We start from the raw sequence: 18,102 nt of genomic DNA, 5'->3' as shown, positions 1-18,102 counted from the left end.
ACAGGTAGGGCAGTTCAGGTCTCACCGCGCGCCACGAAGCGACCGCCGCGATCGCCGGTCACTGCGCCATTGGCAAGCACCGCCACTCCATTGACAAAGACATGCTCTATGCCGGCCGAAGCGTGGTCAGGCGTCTCGTAATCTGCAAGATCGAGGACGGTGTCGGCGTCGAAAGCGACAAGGTCGGCGTAAAATCCCTCCTGCAACCTTCCGCGACGGGCAAAGCCGAAAACCTGGGCGGGCAGAGACGTCATTTTGCGGATCGCTTCTTCCAACGGCAAGATACCATCCTCGCGCACATACCGGCCAAGAACACGCGGGAATGTGCCCCAAAGGCGTGGATGAGCTTGCGGGCCGGGAATGCCGTCAGAACCGATCATCGTGCGTGGGTGCCGCATGATGCGGTTGATGTCTTCAGGCGACATCTGGAAATAGATGCCGCGCGCGGGTGCCAGCCTGCGGGCAGCCTCTTCCTGATCGCAGCCCATTTTCTCCGCGACTTTGGAGAGCTCCATTCCGTTGCATTCGGGATGGGACCCGGAATCGATCACCAGAATGCGTTCCGCATGGCGTGTCATCTCCGGCAAGAGCACTGTGGAACTGGCTTCATACGGATAGACATCCATTGCAATGTCTTGCTGTTGCAGCGCCTTGTCGATCATCGCCAACGTCTTGACTGACCGGCCATAGTTCTGGCGACCGATGCATTTGTGATGGGAAATGACCACCGGAACGCCGGCGGCGTGGCCAATCGCTATGGTTTCTCCGACGGCCTCCTCAACCCCATCGCGCTCATCCCGCATATGGGTGACGTAAAGTGCGCCCGGAAAGGCTGCGACGGTTCGCGAGAGTGCCACCACCTCGTCGGTCGGCGCGTTCCGCGCAACGGGATAGGCGAGACCTGTGCTCAATCCCAAAACACCGGCCTCTAGCGCCTCTTCCAAGAGCACCCGCATGATGGCGATCTGGCCTTCCGAGGCAGGTTTGCTTGTGTCTTCGAGGGTCATGGCGCGCAGCGTGCCATGACCGGCGAGGGCCGCCACGTTGACCGCGACATTGGCCGCGTCGACTGCGCTGCGATAGGAGGCGAAGGAGCCGAAACGGTAGTCTTCCGCTGTGCCGAGAAGGCCGAGCGGCGGCACCAATTCTTGCGGCTTCTCGTAGGGTGCGAGGCTGATGCCGCAATTGCCGACGATCACGCTGGTCACGCCTTGTGTGATCTTGGGCTCCATAGCGCTGTCGTTCAGAACTGCAAGATCGTCATGCGTGTGAACGTCGATGAACCCGGGGGCAAGGCTGAGACCGTCAAGGTCAATGGTTTGGCTGCCACTCCAGCCGGAAACGTCACCGACCGCGGCGATGCGGCCATTGCAGAGTGCCACACCGCCGCGGGTCGGTGGCCCCCCCAGGCCATCGAACAGCAAGGCGTTTTTCAAAAGCGTGTCGCATGTGGATTGCGTCATCGGAAACTCCTTGCCGATTGTTGTTGCTTAGGCGGCCGAAAGGTCGGGATGCCGGTTCGTGGTTGAGATGCTCTTTTCGAGAGCTGCCCCCATCGCGAGCAATCTTTCCTCACCGAAGGCGCGTCCCATAATCTGTACCGAAAGCGGGAGACCACCTGTGGTGAAACCCGCGGGAAGAGCGAGCCCGCAAGCACCCACGTAGTTTGCCGGCCGGCCATAGGCCGCAAGCGGCACCGTGGCCTCGTCCACTTCCGCTACCGGGATGGCAGGGAAGGGAAGCGACGGCGTTAGCAGAGCGTCGAAGGGTTTCATGAACTCGGCATAGGCCGCTTTCATGCGACGATGATCTGCGAGCGTTTCGATGTAGTCATTGGCGCTGATGGCCGCTCCCGCAAGCACACGCTGTCGGACATAAGGTCCGATGGGGATGTTTTCGTCATGGATATATTCGCGGTGAACCGCATAGGATTCCGCCGCGATAATGCGCCCGTTGCGTTCGGTCATGTCATTGAAGGAGAAGGGCAGATCCGCCGGCACGAGCTTGACGCTGAGCCCGGCGAGCGCTTCCTTTGCGCGGTCATAGGCGGCCTGGCTTTCGGCATCGAGCGCAAGCGGAAAATCCTCCTCGCGCATGACGGCAACCTGCATGCCTTGAGCGCGCATTTCCTGCCATGCACCGGAGGTGAGCGGTGGTGCAAGCCGGGTAGCGGGATCCTCGGGTTCGGCCCCGGAAAGTGCTTCGAACAGGAGAGCCGCATCCTCGACTGTGCGCGTCATCGGTCCGACGGAATCCAGCGTAGCGGATAGCGGGAAACAACCCCTGAGGCTGATGCGCCCAAAGGTCGGCTTCAGGCCGACAAGGCCATTGAGGGCAGAGGGAATGCGCACGGACCCGCCCGTATCGCTGCCAAGGGCGGCGGGCGCGAGACCGGCCGCCACCGCCACACCGGAGCCGCTGGAGGAACCGCCGGGAATACGGTGTGTCTTCATGTCCCACGGGTTGCGTGGCGTGCCGCAAAGCGGATTGGTGCCCCAGCCGCCGAAGGCGAATTCCACCATGGCCGTGCGCCCGATGGGGATCATGCCGGCGGCAAGCAGCCTGCGCATGACGATGGCGTCGCCGGTGGAGCGCCGGTCTTTCCAGGCCTTGCTGCCTACCGTACAGATTTCATCCTGCCAGTCGATGAGATCTTTCACGGCGATGGGTATGCCATGAAGGGGGCCGTAGACCACACCAGACGCGCGCAGCCTGTCGAGCCCCTCCGCCATGGCCATTGCTTTCTCTGCGTCCACATGGACAAAGGCGCCGAGAGCCGTGTCATGCCGGGCTATGCGCTCCAGATAATGACTGGTGATGGTGGTGGAGGTGAGCGAGCCTTCGCTCAGCGCTTTCGAGAGGTCCACAAGGGACGCGAATGACGGATCCATGATGTTCTTTTCTTGGAAAATGCGCCCGACCCCGAGGGAGACGTTTCGGAAGCCGGGCGCCAAGTGGCTAGAGCATCGAACCGAAAAGTGGAATTCCGCTTTCGGGCATTCCGATGCTCCATAGTTAAGCCAGATCGTCCGTTTTGCGTCCGGACGGACGCACGGCGATCTAGTCGCGTTGATCCCAACCAGGGATCGGGTAGATGGGCTCTGCGACGGCGACTTCTTTTGGCCACACGGTTACGAGCCCCTTGCCCGGCTGCAACTGCACCACCGGGAAAGGCATTTTCAGCTGCTTTCCGGTTTCGTCGATCGCGTAGGGACCGGCGAGAACCGTCAATTTGTCGCTGAGTTCCATGGCCGCCTTCTTGAGGTCGGCAGCGTCCAGGCTTTCTGCATTCTCGATGATCTCTCCGGCAATCACGCCGGCGCCATAGGCGAGAACGGTTTGGAAATCGGGCTCATAGGAAACGTCCGGGAAGAGCTTTTCGTATGCGGCGAGGAAACCTTCGCGATCGAGCCCTGCATCCACTTCCCAGTTGATGGTGGGGTGGAAGTTGGTGTGGCTGTAGATGTATTGCGCGTCATCGCCGATCTCGATGAACTGCGGTGTCGAGGCATAGACCATGAACGAGAACGGGAAGTTCACGTTCATCTGGCGCATCTGCCGCACCATGGAGATCAGGTCGCCCTCATAGCTGGTGGGGAAGAACACGTCTGCTCCAGCGGCGCGCGCTTTCTGCAGAAGCAGGCTGAAGTCCTTCGTGCCCTTCGGATAATCCTCTTTCAGCACGACTTCCATCCCGTGCTGTTCGGCAATCGCTTCGGCACCGTCGGCAAGGCCGGCGGGAAAGGGCTCATCCACATTGACGATGGCAACCTTCTTGCCACCCAGCGCTGCGGCGGCCTCGAGTCCGGCGGACGGCATGCGCGAGACCGGCATCTGCGTTGCCGAGACGATGTTCTTGAATCCCTGGCTGTAAAGCGCATCGGAGGCGGCGGACCAGATGACCATGAACTTGTCGAGACGCTCGGTCACGGTGGCCGCGGCTGCCGTCAGGGTGGAGCCGAAAGGCGCCATGAGAAGATCGACATCCTCATTGGCAATCAGATCTTCATAGACGCGTGCAACCATCTGCTTGTCGGAGCGGTCATCGCGCTTCACGAGTTCGACGAGGCGCTTCTCGCCATTGACGTCCAGGCCGCCATTGGCGTTGACTTCATCGACCCAGATTTCCACGCCGCGCACGCCCGATTGCGATGCGAGCGCGAAGTTGCCGGATGACGATATGGTCATACCGATCTTGATCTTTTCCTGCGCCTGGCCGGCCACAGGCAGCGCAAGGCTGGCAAGCAGTGTGCCCGCCATGAAGGTGCGTTTGGTCATAGTCCACATGGGCATTCCCCTTTTGTTGCTATTGGAAAGACGACGCCTCACACGTCGATCTTGTAGTTCATCCACTCGGCGACCATCTCCTTGAGCTGTCCGTCGGTGGCAAAATCCTCCCGGCTCCCCTCCGCCTTGTTTCGGCCAAGCTCCAGAATGTAGAGCCTGTCCGAAATGGTGGCGCACTGACGCACGTTCTGATCGACCAGAATGATGGTTGCCCCCTGGTCTGCGAGATCGCGGGTCAGCGCGTAGATATCCTTTGAGATCTTCGGCGCGATCATCGCGGTGGGCTCATCGAGCAGGATCACCTTGGGCTCGGTGACGAGCGCACGCGCGATTTCCAGAAAGCGTTGCTGGCCGCCGCTCATGGAGCCGGCCAGGCTGGAGCGCTTTTCCTTGAGGATGGGGAAACGCTCGAAAATGCCCTCGATAGCGCGGTCGATGCGGGCCTTGTCCTTGCGGAAGGGCCAGCAGCCCAGAAGCAGGTTGTCGTAGACCGACAGACCGGCAAAGGCGCTGCGGTTCTGCGGTACGAAGGACACGCCTTCCAGCGCACGCTGGAACGCCTTGAGACTGGTGATGTCGCGGCTGCCCATGCTGATCGTTCCGGATTTGGTGGACAAAAGACCGAAAATCGTCTTCAGCACGGTCGACTTGCCGGCCCCGTTCGGTCCGATAATGCCCGTCACCTCGCCGGGTTTGGCGCGCAGCGCCACATCCTTGAGAACCGTGATGTCTCCGTTATAGGCGACGGAGATGTTCTCCATGCTCAGTTCAACGCCATGCATGGTCAGGCTCCCAGATAGGCTTCAATGACGTCCGGGTTCTTCTGGATCGCTTCGGCATTGCCCTCGGCTAGGACATGGCCTTCGTGCATGACCAGAATGTTGTCAGACAGTTCGTAGACGGAGGTGAGATCGTGGCTGACGAGCAGCACCGAGCAGCCCACCTCCTGCGGCATTTCGCGGATAATGTTGATGAGGAGCAACGCGAGGCTCGGATTGACGCCGGCGAAGGGTTCGTCGAGCAGCACCAGCTTCGGATTGGCCACCATGATGCGGGCGAGTTCCAGAAGCTTCTGCTGGCCCCCGGAAAGCTCTTCCGCATAATTGTGGCGCAGCCGGTAGAGCTCCACCTTTTTGAGCCAGTAGGCGCTGACTTCGGCGATCTCGGCGTTGCTCATCCCCTTGTTGAGGAGCGCGACCGAGAGGTTTTCTAGGAGCGACATCTGCGGGAAGATGCGCGGCACCTGGAAGGTGCGCCCCACGCCTTCGGAGAACACCGCATGCGGGGCCTTGCCGATCAGGTTGACGCCGTCGAGCGTGATCTTGCCGGACGTCGCGTCGTAAAGCCCATTGATGCAGTTGAGCATCGTCGTCTTGCCGGAGCCGTTCATGCCCAGAACGCCGAGGATCGACCGGTCGGGCAGGGTGAGGCTGATGCCGTCGAGTGCCGTGACGCCACCGAATTTCTTGACGAGGTTTTCGACTTTCAACATGGCGTCACCGGGAGTTCTGCACGCCGAAGAGACCGGCGGGACGAATGAGAATGACGGCGATCAGCAGGACGAAGCCGAGGAGCATCGCCACGGTTCCGCTGAAGAACACCATGGCGGTCTGCTCGGCCAAGCCAAACAGGATGCCGCCGGCGACTGCGCCGATGGGATGGCCGAGACCGCCCAGAACGATCACGATGAAGCCGATCAGCGTGTAATCCTGGCCGATGAAGGGGGAGAAGGAGGGGAAGATCATCGACACGAGGATGCCGGTGATGCCCGCCAGGCCAAGGCCGAGACCGAAGGTCAGGGCTGAAAGGTGGTTCAAGTCCACGCCGACGATTTGGATCGCATCGCGGTTCATGATAATGGCGCGCAGCGCCTTGCCCGGTAGCGTGCGGTAGAGGAAGAACGCCAGCGCTCCGGTGACCACGACCGCAACCGCAAGGCCAAGCAGCTTGGTGGTGGGCAGGATGATGTTGCCGAACATCAGGAAGGGCGGGTCGAGCGTGAAGTTGAGCGAGCGTGCATCCGCCTCAAAGGCGAGCAGCATCAGCGCTCCCAGCACGAGCGACAAGCCGAACATGACCAGAAGCGAGGCGTGCTCGGGATCGTTGGAACGCGCAAGACGCTTCACCAGCACGAAATAGAGGCCATAGCCCATCAGACCGAAGACGATGAAGATCAGCGGCATTGCGAGCAGGGGCGAAAGGCCAAGCCAGGCCTGCGCGAAATAGGCGCCATAGGCCCCCAGTACGATGAATTCGCCATGAGCGAAATTGACGACGCGCAGGACGCCGAAGATCACGTTGAGGCTGACGCCGATCAGCGCGTAGATCAGCCCGACGACGATGCCGTTGACGAGGCCTTGAAGCAGAAGTTCGTTCATCTTTGTTTCAATCCTGTGCGTCTTACGGAATGAAGCGCCGGAAGCGCGAGAAGCGCTGCGCGAAGGCCCCAACAATACCGCGCGGCAGAAGCAGCATCAGGGCGATGATGACCACGCCGAGGATGAGCAAGTTGAGGGTTGGGAAATGGCGCCAGATCAGCTGATCGATGCCGTAAAGCGCCGAAGCACCGATGATCGGGCCGACCAGAAAACCGAGGCCGCCGGCCATCGCATAGACGATGCTCTTGGCAGTGACGAGAAGGTTGAAGGAGGAATCGAGGTCGATGGCGTTGGTGTACCAGGCTTCCACGCCGCCCACGAGAGCAGGGAACATGGTGGCCATGATCCAGGCTTTCAGCCGGGTCGCCACCACATTGACGCCGACCACTTCCGCTGCCTCGCTATCATCGCGGATGGCGCGAAGTGCCGTGCCGAGGCGCGACATGGTGAGCCAGGTGCCGGCTGCGAGCGCGCCCATCAACACGATGAACATGGCATAGTAGGCCGCCACCGGATCGTTTGCCGCGGAGAGAATGAGACCGAGGCTGCCACCTGTAATCTCGCTTGGCATGAGCGAGATCACAAGTTTCATCGCCATCGCCAGTGCAAGGCTGACAATGCCGAAATAGACACCCTTGAGCCGCAGTGTTGGCGCGACCAGAAGACCGATGACAATGCCGGCAACGGCAGCACCTGCAAGGGCTACGGGTATGGGCAGGCCGAAGGTTTTGTAGAGAACGCCGGTGGCGTAGGCACCAACGCCATAGAATGCTACATAACCAAAAGGCATATATCCGGCCATGCCTGCGACGAAGTTAAACGACGTCGCCATGGTCAGCCAGAGCATCATATAAAACAGGAATGACAGATTGTTGGCAAAGAACGGAGCCGGCAAAAAGACGGCAACAATCATTGCCACCACGATGCCCCATATCAAGAATTTGATATAGCTTGATTTTTCAGTACTTCCTTGAGATGCGGAAAGCGATACATCCGTACCCTCCCGCGTCTCCTGAGTTTGTTCTGTCACTGTGGAGCCTCAATAGGGAACGCTTTTCGCGACCCTATAACGCAAGAAAAGCGCTGTCCTATCGCAATATCAGACTCAATTATAACGAAATGACATAACTGATTTTGAGAACGCTAAGAAGCATCGTATCCGGTGGTCGATACGATGCTTTTATGTGTCGCCCGGCGAGCGCCGGGCCGGGGGTTTCCCAGAGAGATCCGTCGCTTACGCCGATAGCGCCTTCCTGGGCACCTCCGCAAGGGCTCTGTCGAGCCCCGCCTTGAAACGGGCGAGAAGATCGTCGACTTCGGCTTCGGAGATAACAAGCGGCGGGCAGAATGCCATCGCATCGACCATGGCGCGGCTGATGAGGCCAGCCTCCTGGAGATGCGCATTGACCAGCGCTCCAAGCGCGCCGGGCGTCTCGAGCGCCGTCTTGTTCGTCTTGTCGGTGACGAGTTCCACGGCCGCGATCAGGCCGACACCACGAACTTCGCCAACCAACGGATGGTCGGTAAGTTCGGCAAGCCCGTCGCGCAGGCGTTCGCCCATGCGTGCGGCATTGCCCACCAGATCGCGCTCCTCGATGATCTTGAGGTTTTCAAGCGCGACTGCTGCGACAACCGGATGGCCGCTTGCCGTATAGCCATGACCGAGGGTGCCGATGCGGCCGCTTTCTTCCATGATCGGCTCGAACACCCGGTCGTTGATCATCAAGGCCGAGGCCGGCAGGTAGGACGACGAAAGCTGCTTGGACATGACCATGATGTCCGGCTTGATATCGTAGGTGGTGGAGCCGAACATGGTGCCGGTGCGGCCGAAGCCGCAGATCACTTCGTCGGCGACCAGCAGAATATCGTATTTGTTCAGAACGGCCTGCACCTTTTCCCAATAGGTCGTAGGCGGAACAATGACACCGCCGGCGCCCTGCACCGGCTCGCCGAAGAAGGCGGCAATCGTTTCCGGGCCTTCTGCCAGGATCGTATCTTCCAGTTCCTTGGCGAGGCGGGTTGCGAACTCTTCCTCGCTCTCGCCCGGCATCGCTTCGCGCCAATAGTGCGGCGCGGTCATGCGCAGCACGTTCGGCACGATCAGGTCGAAGGATTTGTGGTTTGCCGGCAGGCTGGTGAGGCAAGCGCCGGCGATGGTCACGCCGTGATAGGCGCGGTTGCGGACGATGATCTTCTTCTTTTCCGGCTTTCCAAGCGCGTTGGAGCGATACCAGATCAGCTTCAGCGCCGTGTCGATGGCTTCGGAGCCGGAATTGGTGAAGAACGCCTTGCTCATCGGCACCGGTGCCATGCCGATCAGCTTTTCGGAAAGCTCGATTACCGGCCCGTGCGATTTGTGCGTGAAGGTGTGGTAGTAGGGCAGCTTCTCCATCTGCTCCGTTGCGGCCTTCACGAGGCGCTTTTCGTTAAAGCCGACGCCGACGCTCCAAAGGCCGGCCATCGCCTCGATATATTGCATGCCATTGTTGTCGTAGACATGGACGCCTTCGCCGCGATCGATGATCAGCGGCCCGGCTTCAAGATGCTTCTTCGCATTCGTGTAGGGGTGCAGGTGATAGGCGATATCGCGCGCTTCTGGGGAATTTGGCTTGTCAGTCATCAATGTATCCTGCGGCTGAGTGAATTTAGAGTTGCTGGGTGTGTTTCTCTTTCGAGATTGGTAGCATTCCTTCGGCGGCCAGGCAATTTGTGGATAATATTTTGAGCGTGTAGGCCCAGTTTTTTGATATTGAGATCGGATTTTGGCGCTAAATGCCATTGCTATCGGATTTGGTATGATAATATTTTGAGCAGATGCGGATTTCCCTCCAAGGGACGAATGCGCGGAAGCCAGACAAGCAATGGGGGTGGGCACAGGATCATGGACGATTTCGACATCGGATCGCGCCTCAAGGCGATGCGTTTGGCGGGCGATCTTTCGCAGCGACAGCTTGCCGAACAGGCCGGTGTTCCGCATGCGCAGATTTCCAATATCGAAAAAAACAAGATCAGCCCCTCCATTTCGACATTGCGCAAGGTGCTTGGTGGGATGGGGGTCAGCATGGCGGATTTCTTCGAGCCTGAACGGGAGCAGAACCCCGGTCCCTTTTTTGGCCGGGATGATTTGATCGATCTCACCTCGCGCGTAGCGATTAATACGAATGCTCCCGAGAGCGGGCTTCTGGTTCTGCGCCAGATCGGCGATGCACGCCTGCACAATCTGCAGATCCTGCACGAGGTCTATGAGCCGGGTGCGGACACCGGAGAAACCATGCTGCAACATGCCTCAAGCGAGGGCGGCTATGTGGTGGAGGGTGAACTGGCGCTCACCGTGGGGGATGAAATGCGCATTCTGAAGGCCGGTGAAGCCTATTTGTTCGACAGCCGGCAGCCGCACCGTTTCCAGAATCTCTCCGACGGGCGCACCATCGTCGTTTCCGCCTGCACGCCGCCTTATCTTTGATGACCCGTCTTCAACAGGCTGGACCAACGCAACGCATTCATGGCCCTGTTCCTGCCGACAACGGTTCCTAGAATTCTGTTGGCTTTTAAGAGCGAGGGTTTCCGATGGCCGGTCTTTTGATTTCGAGACGCAATCTTCTTCTTGGCGCGGGCGGTGTGCTGGCGACTTCCGGCCTGCTGATGCGCATGACATGGGCCGACGATTTGCCGCGCGGCGGGCGGTTGGTGGTGGCCGCCGATTCCGAGCCGCGCACGCTGAACCCGGCAATTGTCGCGTCGAATGGCGTGTTTTTCATCGCCAGCAAGGTGATCGAGCCGCTGGCTGAAGCCATGATGGATGGCGAGGGTGGGCTTGCGCCACGCCTGGCCACAAGCTGGGAAGGGGCCGAAGACGGGCTTTCCGTCACCTTCAAACTGCGCGAGGGCGTGACCTGGCACGATGGTGCGCCGTTCACCTCGGAAGATGTGGCCTTCTCCGCAATGGAGGTCTGGAAGCCGCTGCAAAATCTCGGCCGCGTCGTGTTTGCCAATCTGGACACTGTCGAAACACCAGATGCGCACACCGCCATTTTCCGCTTTTCTGCGCCCACGCCCATCCAGCTCATTCGCAATGCGCTTCCGGTGGTGACGAGCGTTTTGCCAAAGCATCTCTACGAGGGCACGGACATCGCCGCAAACCCGGCCAACAACGCGCCGATGGGAACGGGACCGTTCAAATTCGCCGAGCACAAGCCCGGTGAATATTTCCGACTTGTCCGTAATGACGCCTATTGGGGCGAGGGCTTGCCGAAGCTGGACGAGATCATCTTCCGCGTTTTGCCCGACCGGGCGGCGGCGGCGTCCGCGCTGGAGGCAGGCGAAATCCAGGTCGCGGCCTTCTCGCAGGTGCCGCTGGTCGATCTGGAGCGCATTGCCAAGGTGCCGGGGCTGAAAGTGGTGACGGAAGGCTATGAGGCGCTCACCTATCAGCTTGTGGTGGAGATCAATCATCGCAACGAGATCCTCGCCGACCAGAGTGTACGGCAAGCCATCTCGCACGCGATAGACCGGGATTTCGTGGTCGATACGGTGTTTCTCGGTCATGCGCAGGCGGCCACCGGCCCGGTGCCGCAGAACGCGCCGCAATTCTACAATCCCGATGTGAAACCCTATTCCTTCGACATCGAGCGGGCCAACGCGCTTCTCGACGAGGCGGGCTATCCGCGCGGCGAGGATGGCAAACGCTTCTCGCTGCGCCTTCTGCCGGCACCCTTCTTCAGCGAAACGCGCCAGTTCGGCGATTATCTGCGGCAGGCGCTTGGCAAGGTGGGCATCGACGTGACGCTGGTGAACAACGACACGCCGGCGCATTTGAAGGCGGTCTACACAGATCATGATTTCGACCTTGCAGTCGGCTCGCCCGTGTTTCGCGGTGATCCGGCCATCTCGACCACGATCCTCGTACAATCGGGCATCCCGGATGGGGTGCCGTTTTCCAATCAGGGCGGCTATGCCAATGCCGAACTCGACACGATCATCGATCAGGCGGCCGAGACCATCGATACGGAAGCGCGCACCGCGCTCTACAACGATTTCCAGCGCATCGTGGTGGAAGATTTGCCGCTGATCAATGTGGCCGAGTGGGGCTTTACCACGGTTGCCAGTGACGCGGTTCTCAATGTGGGCAACAATCCGCGCTGGCCCGTTTCGAGCTGGGCTGATACTGCACTCGCTTCCTGAGAACAGAAGGACACGCACTGGCATGAACCGGGCCCTGACTTTGACGCGGCGGCGTGTCGTCAGCAGCATTCCGGTGCTGCTGATCGTCATTGTGGGCACGTTTCTGCTTCTGGAAGCGGCGCCTGGCGATGCGGTGGACGCCTATCTCTTATCCCTGGGCGGCGGCGATGCGGGCCTCGTGGCGGAGCTTCGCCAGAGCTACGGGCTCGACCAGTCGCTTGTGAAGCGGCTGACGCTTTATGTGGGCGCGCTGCTGCGGTTCGATCTCGGCTGGTCGGTGGCGTTCGACCGGCCGGTTCTCGACCTGATCGCGGAGCGATTGCCCAACACGCTCTGGCTGATGGGGGCGGCGACGGCGCTTGCCTTCTCGCTTGGTTCGCTTCTGGGCATTGTTGCGGGCGCACGGCCCGGCAGCCTGACGGACCGGGCGCTTTCCATCGGATCGCTGGCGCTCTATGCGGTTCCGAGCTTCTGGCTTGGCCTAGTTCTGGTTCTGGTGTTCGCGGTCGATCTGCGCTGGTTTCCCACCGCCGGCATCGAAACCATAGCTTCGGGCAAGACCGGGCTGGCGCGCGTGGCCGACATTGCCTGGCACCTGGTGCTGCCGGTTTCCGCGCTCGGCTTCATTTACCTCGCTCTTTTCCTGCGCATGATGCGGACCGGCATGGCGGAAGCCTGGCGGCAGGATTTCGTGCTTTTTGCGCGCGCCAGGGGGCTGGCGCGGCGGCGCATCGTGCTGAGCCATGTGGCGCGCAATGCGCTTCTGCCGCTGGTCACCATGCTTGGCCTGCAGGCGGCGGCCATGCTGGGCGGCAGTGTGGTGGTGGAGAGCGTGTTCGCCATTCCGGGGTTCGGGCGGCTTGCGCATGAAGCGGTTTCCGGCCGTGATGCGCCGCTTCTGACCGGCATCATCATCGTCAGCGCCGTGCTCGTGATCGTCGTCAATCTTCTGGTGGACATTGCCTACGCGGCTCTCGACCCGCGCGTGGGCAGCGGGGAGGCGTCGTCGTGAACCGCGTTGCGGGCCGTCTCTTGCGCTCGCCGGAAGGGGTGGCGGGGCTCTGTCTTCTGGTGCTGCTTGCTGCCATGGCGCTTGCAGCGCCGCTTCTCTTCCCGGGCGATCCGCTGGCGATTGTCGGGCGACCGATGACCGCACCCTTCACCGATCCGGCGCTTCCGCTTGGCACGGACCGGTTGGGCCGGGATGTGGCTGCGGGCCTGATGCACGGCGCGCAGACATCGCTTCTGGTCGGGCTCGCCACGGCGCTGGTCGCGCTCACTGCCGGGGCGCTCGTCGGCACGGTTGCCGGGCTTGCCGGAGGGCTGGTGGACGAGGCGCTGATGCGTGTGGTCGACGCGTTTCAGATCGTGCCGGGCTTTCTTCTGGCGCTGGCTTTTGTCAGCGTCACCGGGGCATCGCTTCCGGTGATCATTCTCGCCATTGCCCTTGGCGCGTGGACCGGGCCGGCGCGACTGGTGCGGGCGGAAGTCCTGTCGATCCGCGAGCGCGACTATGTGGCGGCGGCGCGGGTGATCGGCATGCACCCGGCCGAGATCGCGTTGCGTGAGGTGCTGCCCAATGCGCTGCCGCCGGTTCTGGCGCTGACAGCGGTGATTGTCGCCACGGCGGTTCTGGTGGAGGCGGCGCTGTCTTTTCTCGGGCTTGGCGATCCCAATGTGGTGACCTGGGGCTCGATGATCGCCGAGGGGCGCAATGTGCTGCGCACCGCGCCGCATCTTTCCATCGTGCCGGGGCTGGGGCTGGTGGCCACGGTGCTTGGCGTCTATCTTCTGGGCGAGGGGCTGGCCGACGCGATGGCGGGCCGCAAGGGGCGCGCATGAGCGCGCCGCTGGCCGAAATCCGGGGGCTCTCGGTTTCTTATGGGCGTGACGATGCGCGAAACTTTGCGCTTCAGCACGTCGATCTCGACATTGCGAAAGGCCGCCGGCTGGCGGTGATCGGCGAGAGCGGGTCGGGCAAGAGCACGCTGGCGCTGGCGCTCGCCGGCTTGCTCGCGCCGCAGGCGCGGATCGAGGGGAAAATCGGCTGGCTGGGCCTTGCGCATCCGCCCGTGGCGGGGCGCGACATCGGCATGGTGTTTCAGGATCCCGGTGGCAGCCTCAACCCCGTTCTGACCATTGGCGAACAGGTGGCGGAAGGCGCGGTTCGTCATCTGGGGCTCGATTGGCGCGCGGCGCGGTCGCATGCGCTGGCCCTGCTTGAGCGGGTGCGCATTCCAGATCCCCAGGCCGCACTTCGCGCCTTTCCGCATCAGTTTTCCGGCGGGCAGCGCCAGCGCATCGCCATCGCTGCAGCCATTGCGGCAAAGCCGGGTCTGCTGATCGCCGACGAGCCCACAAGCGCTCTCGACATGGTGGTGCAGGCCGAGATCGTGGCGCTGCTCGACGATCTGGTGCGCGAGGCGGGCATGACACTGGTGTTCATCACCCACGACATTGCGCTCGCCTCCGGATTGGCTGACGACATTGCCGTTTTTCAGCGGGCGCAGCTGGTGGAGAAAGGCGCGGCGCAGGCGGTTCTGACCAAGCCCGCGCATGCCTATACGAAGCATCTTCTTGCCGCGCAGATCGATTTTTCGACATCGCGCCTGATCGACGGGGTGGCCGATGCCTGAGCCGCTTCTCGTTGCGCAGAACCTCTGCAAGACCTTCACCAGCCGGGGGCGCAGGGTGACCGCGCTTGATGATGTGAGCCTGACGCTTGCTCCGGGTGAGACGCTGGGGCTGGTGGGCGCGTCCGGCAGCGGCAAGTCGACGCTCGCGCGGGTGTTGCTCAGGCTTTTGCCGGCCGATGCGGGAGCCGTGCGGCTTCTGGGCGAGGACTGGTTTCAGCTTCGCGGGCGGGCGTTGCGCACCCGCCGCCGGGCGATCCAGATGGTGTTTCAGGATCCGCTCGCGGCCTTCAATCCGCGCGCGACCATCGGCGGTGTGTTGGCGGATCCGCTGCGCATCCACGCGCTTGCGGACCGTGCGGCACGTCCCATGCAGGTGGGTGCACTTCTGGAGCAGGTCGGGCTTCCCGCAAGCTACGCCGCGCGCAGCATTCACGAAGTGTCGGGTGGCGAACGCCAGCGTGTCGCCATCGCCCGTGCGCTTGCCGCTCGCCCTTCACTGATTGTTTTCGATGAGCCGGTCTCCGCGCTCGACCAGTCGATACGTAGCGAGATACTGAGACTCATCACCGAATTGCAGAAAAGCGAAGGCCTCACCTATCTCTTCATCGCGCATGATCTCGCGGTCGTGCGTCTTGTCTCCCATCGGGTTGCGATCATGGAGAGTGGGCGTATTGTAGAGACGGGACCAACGCCGCAGATCATCGACAACCCGCAATCGTCGGCGGGCAGGGCGCTTGTGGCAGCGGTGCCGAGGTTGGCGCTCCGCCTCCCTTCATAGGTTGAAGGCAATCGCACATCTCGGGTTGCGCAGTCTTTGCACGATACCGCTATAGTGACGACGAGACGCAAGAGCCGCGCGAACCCGGAGTCATCGCCCATGACGATTCGCAATCTTGAATACGCCGCCCGCCCACGGTCCGTTGCCGTCATTGGTGCATCGAGCAGACCGGGAGCCGTTGGCCATATCGTCATGCAGAATCTGCAGGACGGTGGGTTTGACGGCGAGATCTGGCCAGTCAATCCGAAATACAGGGAAGTGGCGGGCCGGCGCTGTTATAAGCGCGCCGCCGATATTCCGGGGATCCCCGACATCGCCGTCATCGTCACGCCTCCCAAAACGGTGCCGGGCATCATCTCCGAGCTTGGCGAGAAGGGAACGCGCACCGCTGTCGTCATTACCGCCGGGCTGACACGGGAAAACGGGTTGCGCCAGGCCGTGCTCGACGCGGCAAAGCCCTATCTTTTCCGCATCATAGGCCCGAACACGGTCGGACTGATCGTGCCGCCGATGAATTTCAACGCCAGCTTCGCGCATATGCAGGCCAGGCCCGGCGGGCTTGCTCTGCTTTCGCAGTCAGGTGCGATTGCCACTTCGCTCGTGGACTGGGCGGCGGCTGAGGGCGTCGGCTTTTCGCACATCGTTTCGCTGGGCGATATGGCCGACGTGGATGTGGGCGACTATTTGGAGATGCTGGCTGGCGACGGGCGGACGCGCGGCATTCTCATGTATCTCGAAACGATCCCCAATCCGCGCAAATTTATGACCGCTGCGCGGGCCGCCGCCCGGCTGAAGCCGGTGATCGCCATCAAGGCAGGGCGTCACGCGCAGGCCGCACAGGCGGCCGCGACGCACACAGGGGCTCTTTCGGGCGCAGACCGCGTGGTCGAGGCCGCGCTTCGCCGCGCCGGCATTTTGCGCGTTCTCGATCTCGGCGAATTGTTCGACGCAGCCGAAGTGCTAGCCCGTTTCCGCCCCTTAGAGCGTGCTCATGTGGGCATCGTCAGCAATGGAGGTGGGGCCGGTGTTCTGGCGGTTGACCGACTCAACGATCTTGGCGGCACGATGGCAGAGTTTTCATCCAAAACCATAGCACGCCTGGACCGGGCGTTGCCGCCCAACTGGTCGCATTCAAATCCCGCCGACATTATCGGCGATGCTCCGCCGGAGCGCTACAGCGAGGCGCTTCTGGCGGTGGCCGATGACCCGGACACCGATGCGGTTCTCGTATTCAATTGCCCCACCGGGCTTGCCTCTCCCTCCGATGCAGCCCGCGCGGTTGCAGCCCATGCCGACAAGGGCAAGGTGAACGGCAAACCGCTCATCACCTGCTGGCTGGGCGAGGAGACCGCGCGTGAAGGCCGTCGCATCCTGCAGGAAGCGGGCATTGCCAATTTCAGCACTCCTTCCAGCGCCACTGCGGCCCTTTCCTATCTTGGTGAATGGTCGCGGGCTCAGAAGGCGTTGACCCGTGTACCTTCCAGCCGCAGCGAGGATGTGCAGGGCGATCGTGACGGCCTGCGCGCCATTCTGAAAACGGTCGCGGCCGAAGGGCGCCGCATGCTGACGGAGCCAGAAGCCAAGGCCGCTATTGCCGCTTATGGGCTTCCCGTGCCTGAAACTGTGATTGTCGAGACACCAGAAGCGGTGAGTGAGGCCACTGCACGCTTGCTAGAAAGTTCAGAAAAGGTTGTCGTTAAACTTCTTTCCAGAACCATCACGCACAAGTCGGATGTGGGCGGCGTGGTGCTCGGCCTAAAGACTCCGGAAGCGGCGCAGAAGGCCGCCGAGAACATCATGAAGCGGCTGGACGATGCGGGCATGCTCGACGGGCTTGAAGGCTTTGCCGTTCAGCCCATGGTGGTGCGCAAACATGCCCATGAGCTTATCCTCGGTGTCAGTCAGGATCCGATTTTCGGTCCTGTGGTCCTTTTTGGAGCAGGCGGCACGGCGGTAGAGGTGATGGAGGATACGGCCATTGCGCTGCCGCCGCTCGACGATGTGCTGGCCGGTGACCTGATGGCGTCGACCCGCATAGGCAAACTGCTGGCCGGATACCGCGATCGGGCGCCCGCCGACAGGGATGCGATTGCCGGTGCCCTCAACGCTGTGTCGCAGATGATCGTCGACTTCCCCTGCATCAAGGGAATGGACATCAACCCGCTGCTGGCCGATGCCGACGGTGTGGTGGCGCTCGATGCGCGCATCGAGATCGAGCCCTCGGAGATCGAGCGCAAGGGTCCGAATCCGGACCTGGCGATCCGGCCTTATCCCTCCGGGTGGGAAAAGGATGTGAACCTCGAGGGGCACCGCTACCACCTGCGCCCGATCAAGCCGGCGGATGTGGCGCTGTTTCCGGATTTTCTGGCGAGGGTTTCGTCGGAGGATATTCGGTTCCGCTTCCTCGCCCCGCGAAAGCACTTTCCTGATGAAATGCTGGAGCGGCTGACCCAGCTCGACTACGAGCGCGACATGGCCTTCATCGCGCTACGCGAAGAGGATGGCGAGATGGCGGGCATTGGCCGTCTTTCCGCTGATCCCGACAAGGAGATTGCCGAGTATGGCCTGCTTGTGCGCACCGATCTTCAGGGCCACGGGCTTGGGTTCGCGCTTTTGAAACAGCTCATCGATTATGGCCGGGAAGAGGGCATTGGCGCCATTGAGGGCATCGTTCTGAGCGACAACACCAAAATGCTCGCCATGTGCCGCGATTTCGGCTTCGTCGTAAAGGACAGCGGCGAGGCGGGGGTGATGACGATGGTCCTGGAGCTTTAAGCGTGTTGCTGCGGAGATCGTAGTGTGCGCCCGTTTCCTCGCCCATCGACAATTCTGAGCTTCTTGA

Annotated in this window: 15 protein-coding genes; 7 read left to right on the top strand and 8 right to left on the bottom strand. The window is 61.6% G+C overall.

What is annotated here, in order from left to right; genetic code table 11:
* Positions 1 to 14: 14 nt before the first annotated feature.
* From KW403_RS04460 to KW403_RS04425, 8 genes are all read right to left on the bottom strand, one after another.
* On the bottom strand, positions 15 to 1,463 hold the full coding sequence (locus KW403_RS04460) for an N-acyl-D-amino-acid deacylase family protein (protein WP_223021549.1): 1,449 nt from the start codon (positions 1,461 to 1,463) through the stop codon (positions 15 to 17).
* Between the two features lie 27 nt (positions 1,464 to 1,490).
* A complete protein-coding gene (locus KW403_RS04455) occupies positions 1,491 to 2,891 on the bottom strand; it encodes an amidase (RefSeq protein WP_223021548.1) in 1,401 nt (466 codons plus the stop codon).
* 169 nt (positions 2,892 to 3,060) lie between these two features.
* Positions 3,061 to 4,287: an amino acid ABC transporter substrate-binding protein gene (locus KW403_RS04450; protein ID WP_246637892.1), complete on the bottom strand. Its 1,227-nt coding sequence runs from the start codon at positions 4,285 to 4,287 to the stop codon at positions 3,061 to 3,063.
* Positions 4,288 to 4,325: 38 nt separating this feature from the next.
* A complete protein-coding gene (locus tag KW403_RS04445) occupies positions 4,326 to 5,069 on the bottom strand; it encodes an ABC transporter ATP-binding protein (protein WP_223021546.1) in 744 nt (247 codons plus the stop codon).
* A 2-nt stretch (positions 5,070 to 5,071) separates the two neighbouring features.
* On the bottom strand, positions 5,072 to 5,779 hold the full coding sequence (locus tag KW403_RS04440; RefSeq protein WP_223021545.1) for an ABC transporter ATP-binding protein: 708 nt from the start codon (positions 5,777 to 5,779) through the stop codon (positions 5,072 to 5,074).
* Between the two features lie 4 nt (positions 5,780 to 5,783).
* Positions 5,784 to 6,665 carry a branched-chain amino acid ABC transporter permease gene (locus tag KW403_RS04435; RefSeq protein ID WP_223021544.1) on the bottom strand — a complete coding sequence of 294 codons (882 nt, stop codon included), beginning with the start codon at positions 6,663 to 6,665 and terminating at the stop codon, positions 5,784 to 5,786.
* 22 nt (positions 6,666 to 6,687) lie between these two features.
* Positions 6,688 to 7,695 carry a branched-chain amino acid ABC transporter permease gene (locus tag KW403_RS04430; protein WP_246637891.1) on the bottom strand — a complete coding sequence of 336 codons (1,008 nt, stop codon included), beginning with the start codon at positions 7,693 to 7,695 and terminating at the stop codon, positions 6,688 to 6,690.
* A gap of 204 nt (positions 7,696 to 7,899) precedes the next feature.
* Positions 7,900 to 9,285 carry an aspartate aminotransferase family protein gene (locus tag KW403_RS04425; RefSeq protein WP_223021543.1) on the bottom strand — a complete coding sequence of 462 codons (1,386 nt, stop codon included), beginning with the start codon at positions 9,283 to 9,285 and terminating at the stop codon, positions 7,900 to 7,902.
* Positions 9,286 to 9,546: 261 nt separating this feature from the next.
* Here KW403_RS04425 and KW403_RS04420 point away from each other — a divergent pair, with 261 nt between their 5' ends.
* The 7 genes from KW403_RS04420 to KW403_RS04390 all read left to right on the top strand — a co-directional run bounded on the left by KW403_RS04420 (position 9,547) and on the right by KW403_RS04390 (position 18,035).
* A complete protein-coding gene (locus tag KW403_RS04420) occupies positions 9,547 to 10,128 on the top strand; it encodes a cupin domain-containing protein (protein ID WP_223021542.1) in 582 nt (193 codons plus the stop codon).
* Positions 10,129 to 10,232: 104 nt separating this feature from the next.
* Positions 10,233 to 11,846: an ABC transporter substrate-binding protein gene (locus KW403_RS04415; protein WP_223021541.1), complete on the top strand. Its 1,614-nt coding sequence runs from the start codon at positions 10,233 to 10,235 to the stop codon at positions 11,844 to 11,846.
* A 22-nt stretch (positions 11,847 to 11,868) separates the two neighbouring features.
* A complete protein-coding gene (locus KW403_RS04410) occupies positions 11,869 to 12,858 on the top strand; it encodes an ABC transporter permease (protein ID WP_223021540.1) in 990 nt (329 codons plus the stop codon).
* Positions 12,855 to 13,688 (top strand): ABC transporter permease, encoded by an 834-nt coding sequence (locus KW403_RS04405; RefSeq protein ID WP_223021539.1) that lies wholly within the window; start codon positions 12,855 to 12,857, stop codon positions 13,686 to 13,688. Before KW403_RS04410 ends, KW403_RS04405 begins: the two co-directional genes overlap by 4 nt.
* Complete coding sequence (locus tag KW403_RS04400; protein ID WP_223021538.1) at positions 13,685 to 14,482, top strand: ATP-binding cassette domain-containing protein; 798 nt, start codon at positions 13,685 to 13,687, stop codon at positions 14,480 to 14,482. The genes KW403_RS04405 and KW403_RS04400 overlap by 4 nt, the downstream gene beginning before the upstream one ends.
* Positions 14,475 to 15,260, top strand: a complete 786-nt coding sequence (locus KW403_RS04395; RefSeq protein WP_223021537.1) for an ABC transporter ATP-binding protein — start codon at positions 14,475 to 14,477, stop codon at positions 15,258 to 15,260. Before KW403_RS04400 ends, KW403_RS04395 begins: the two co-directional genes overlap by 8 nt.
* A 99-nt stretch (positions 15,261 to 15,359) precedes the next feature.
* Positions 15,360 to 18,035, top strand: coding sequence for a bifunctional acetate--CoA ligase family protein/GNAT family N-acetyltransferase (locus tag KW403_RS04390; protein WP_223021536.1), 2,676 nt, complete (start codon positions 15,360 to 15,362; stop codon positions 18,033 to 18,035).
* The last annotated feature ends 67 nt before the right edge of the window (positions 18,036 to 18,102 follow it).

Source organism: Nitratireductor kimnyeongensis, from assembly GCF_019891395.1.
In the GTDB taxonomy this organism is placed as follows: Bacteria; Pseudomonadota; Alphaproteobacteria; order Rhizobiales; family Rhizobiaceae; genus Nitratireductor; species Nitratireductor kimnyeongensis.
Note: the sequence above shows the minus strand (reverse complement) of the source record. Positions and strands in the feature narration are given on the sequence as shown.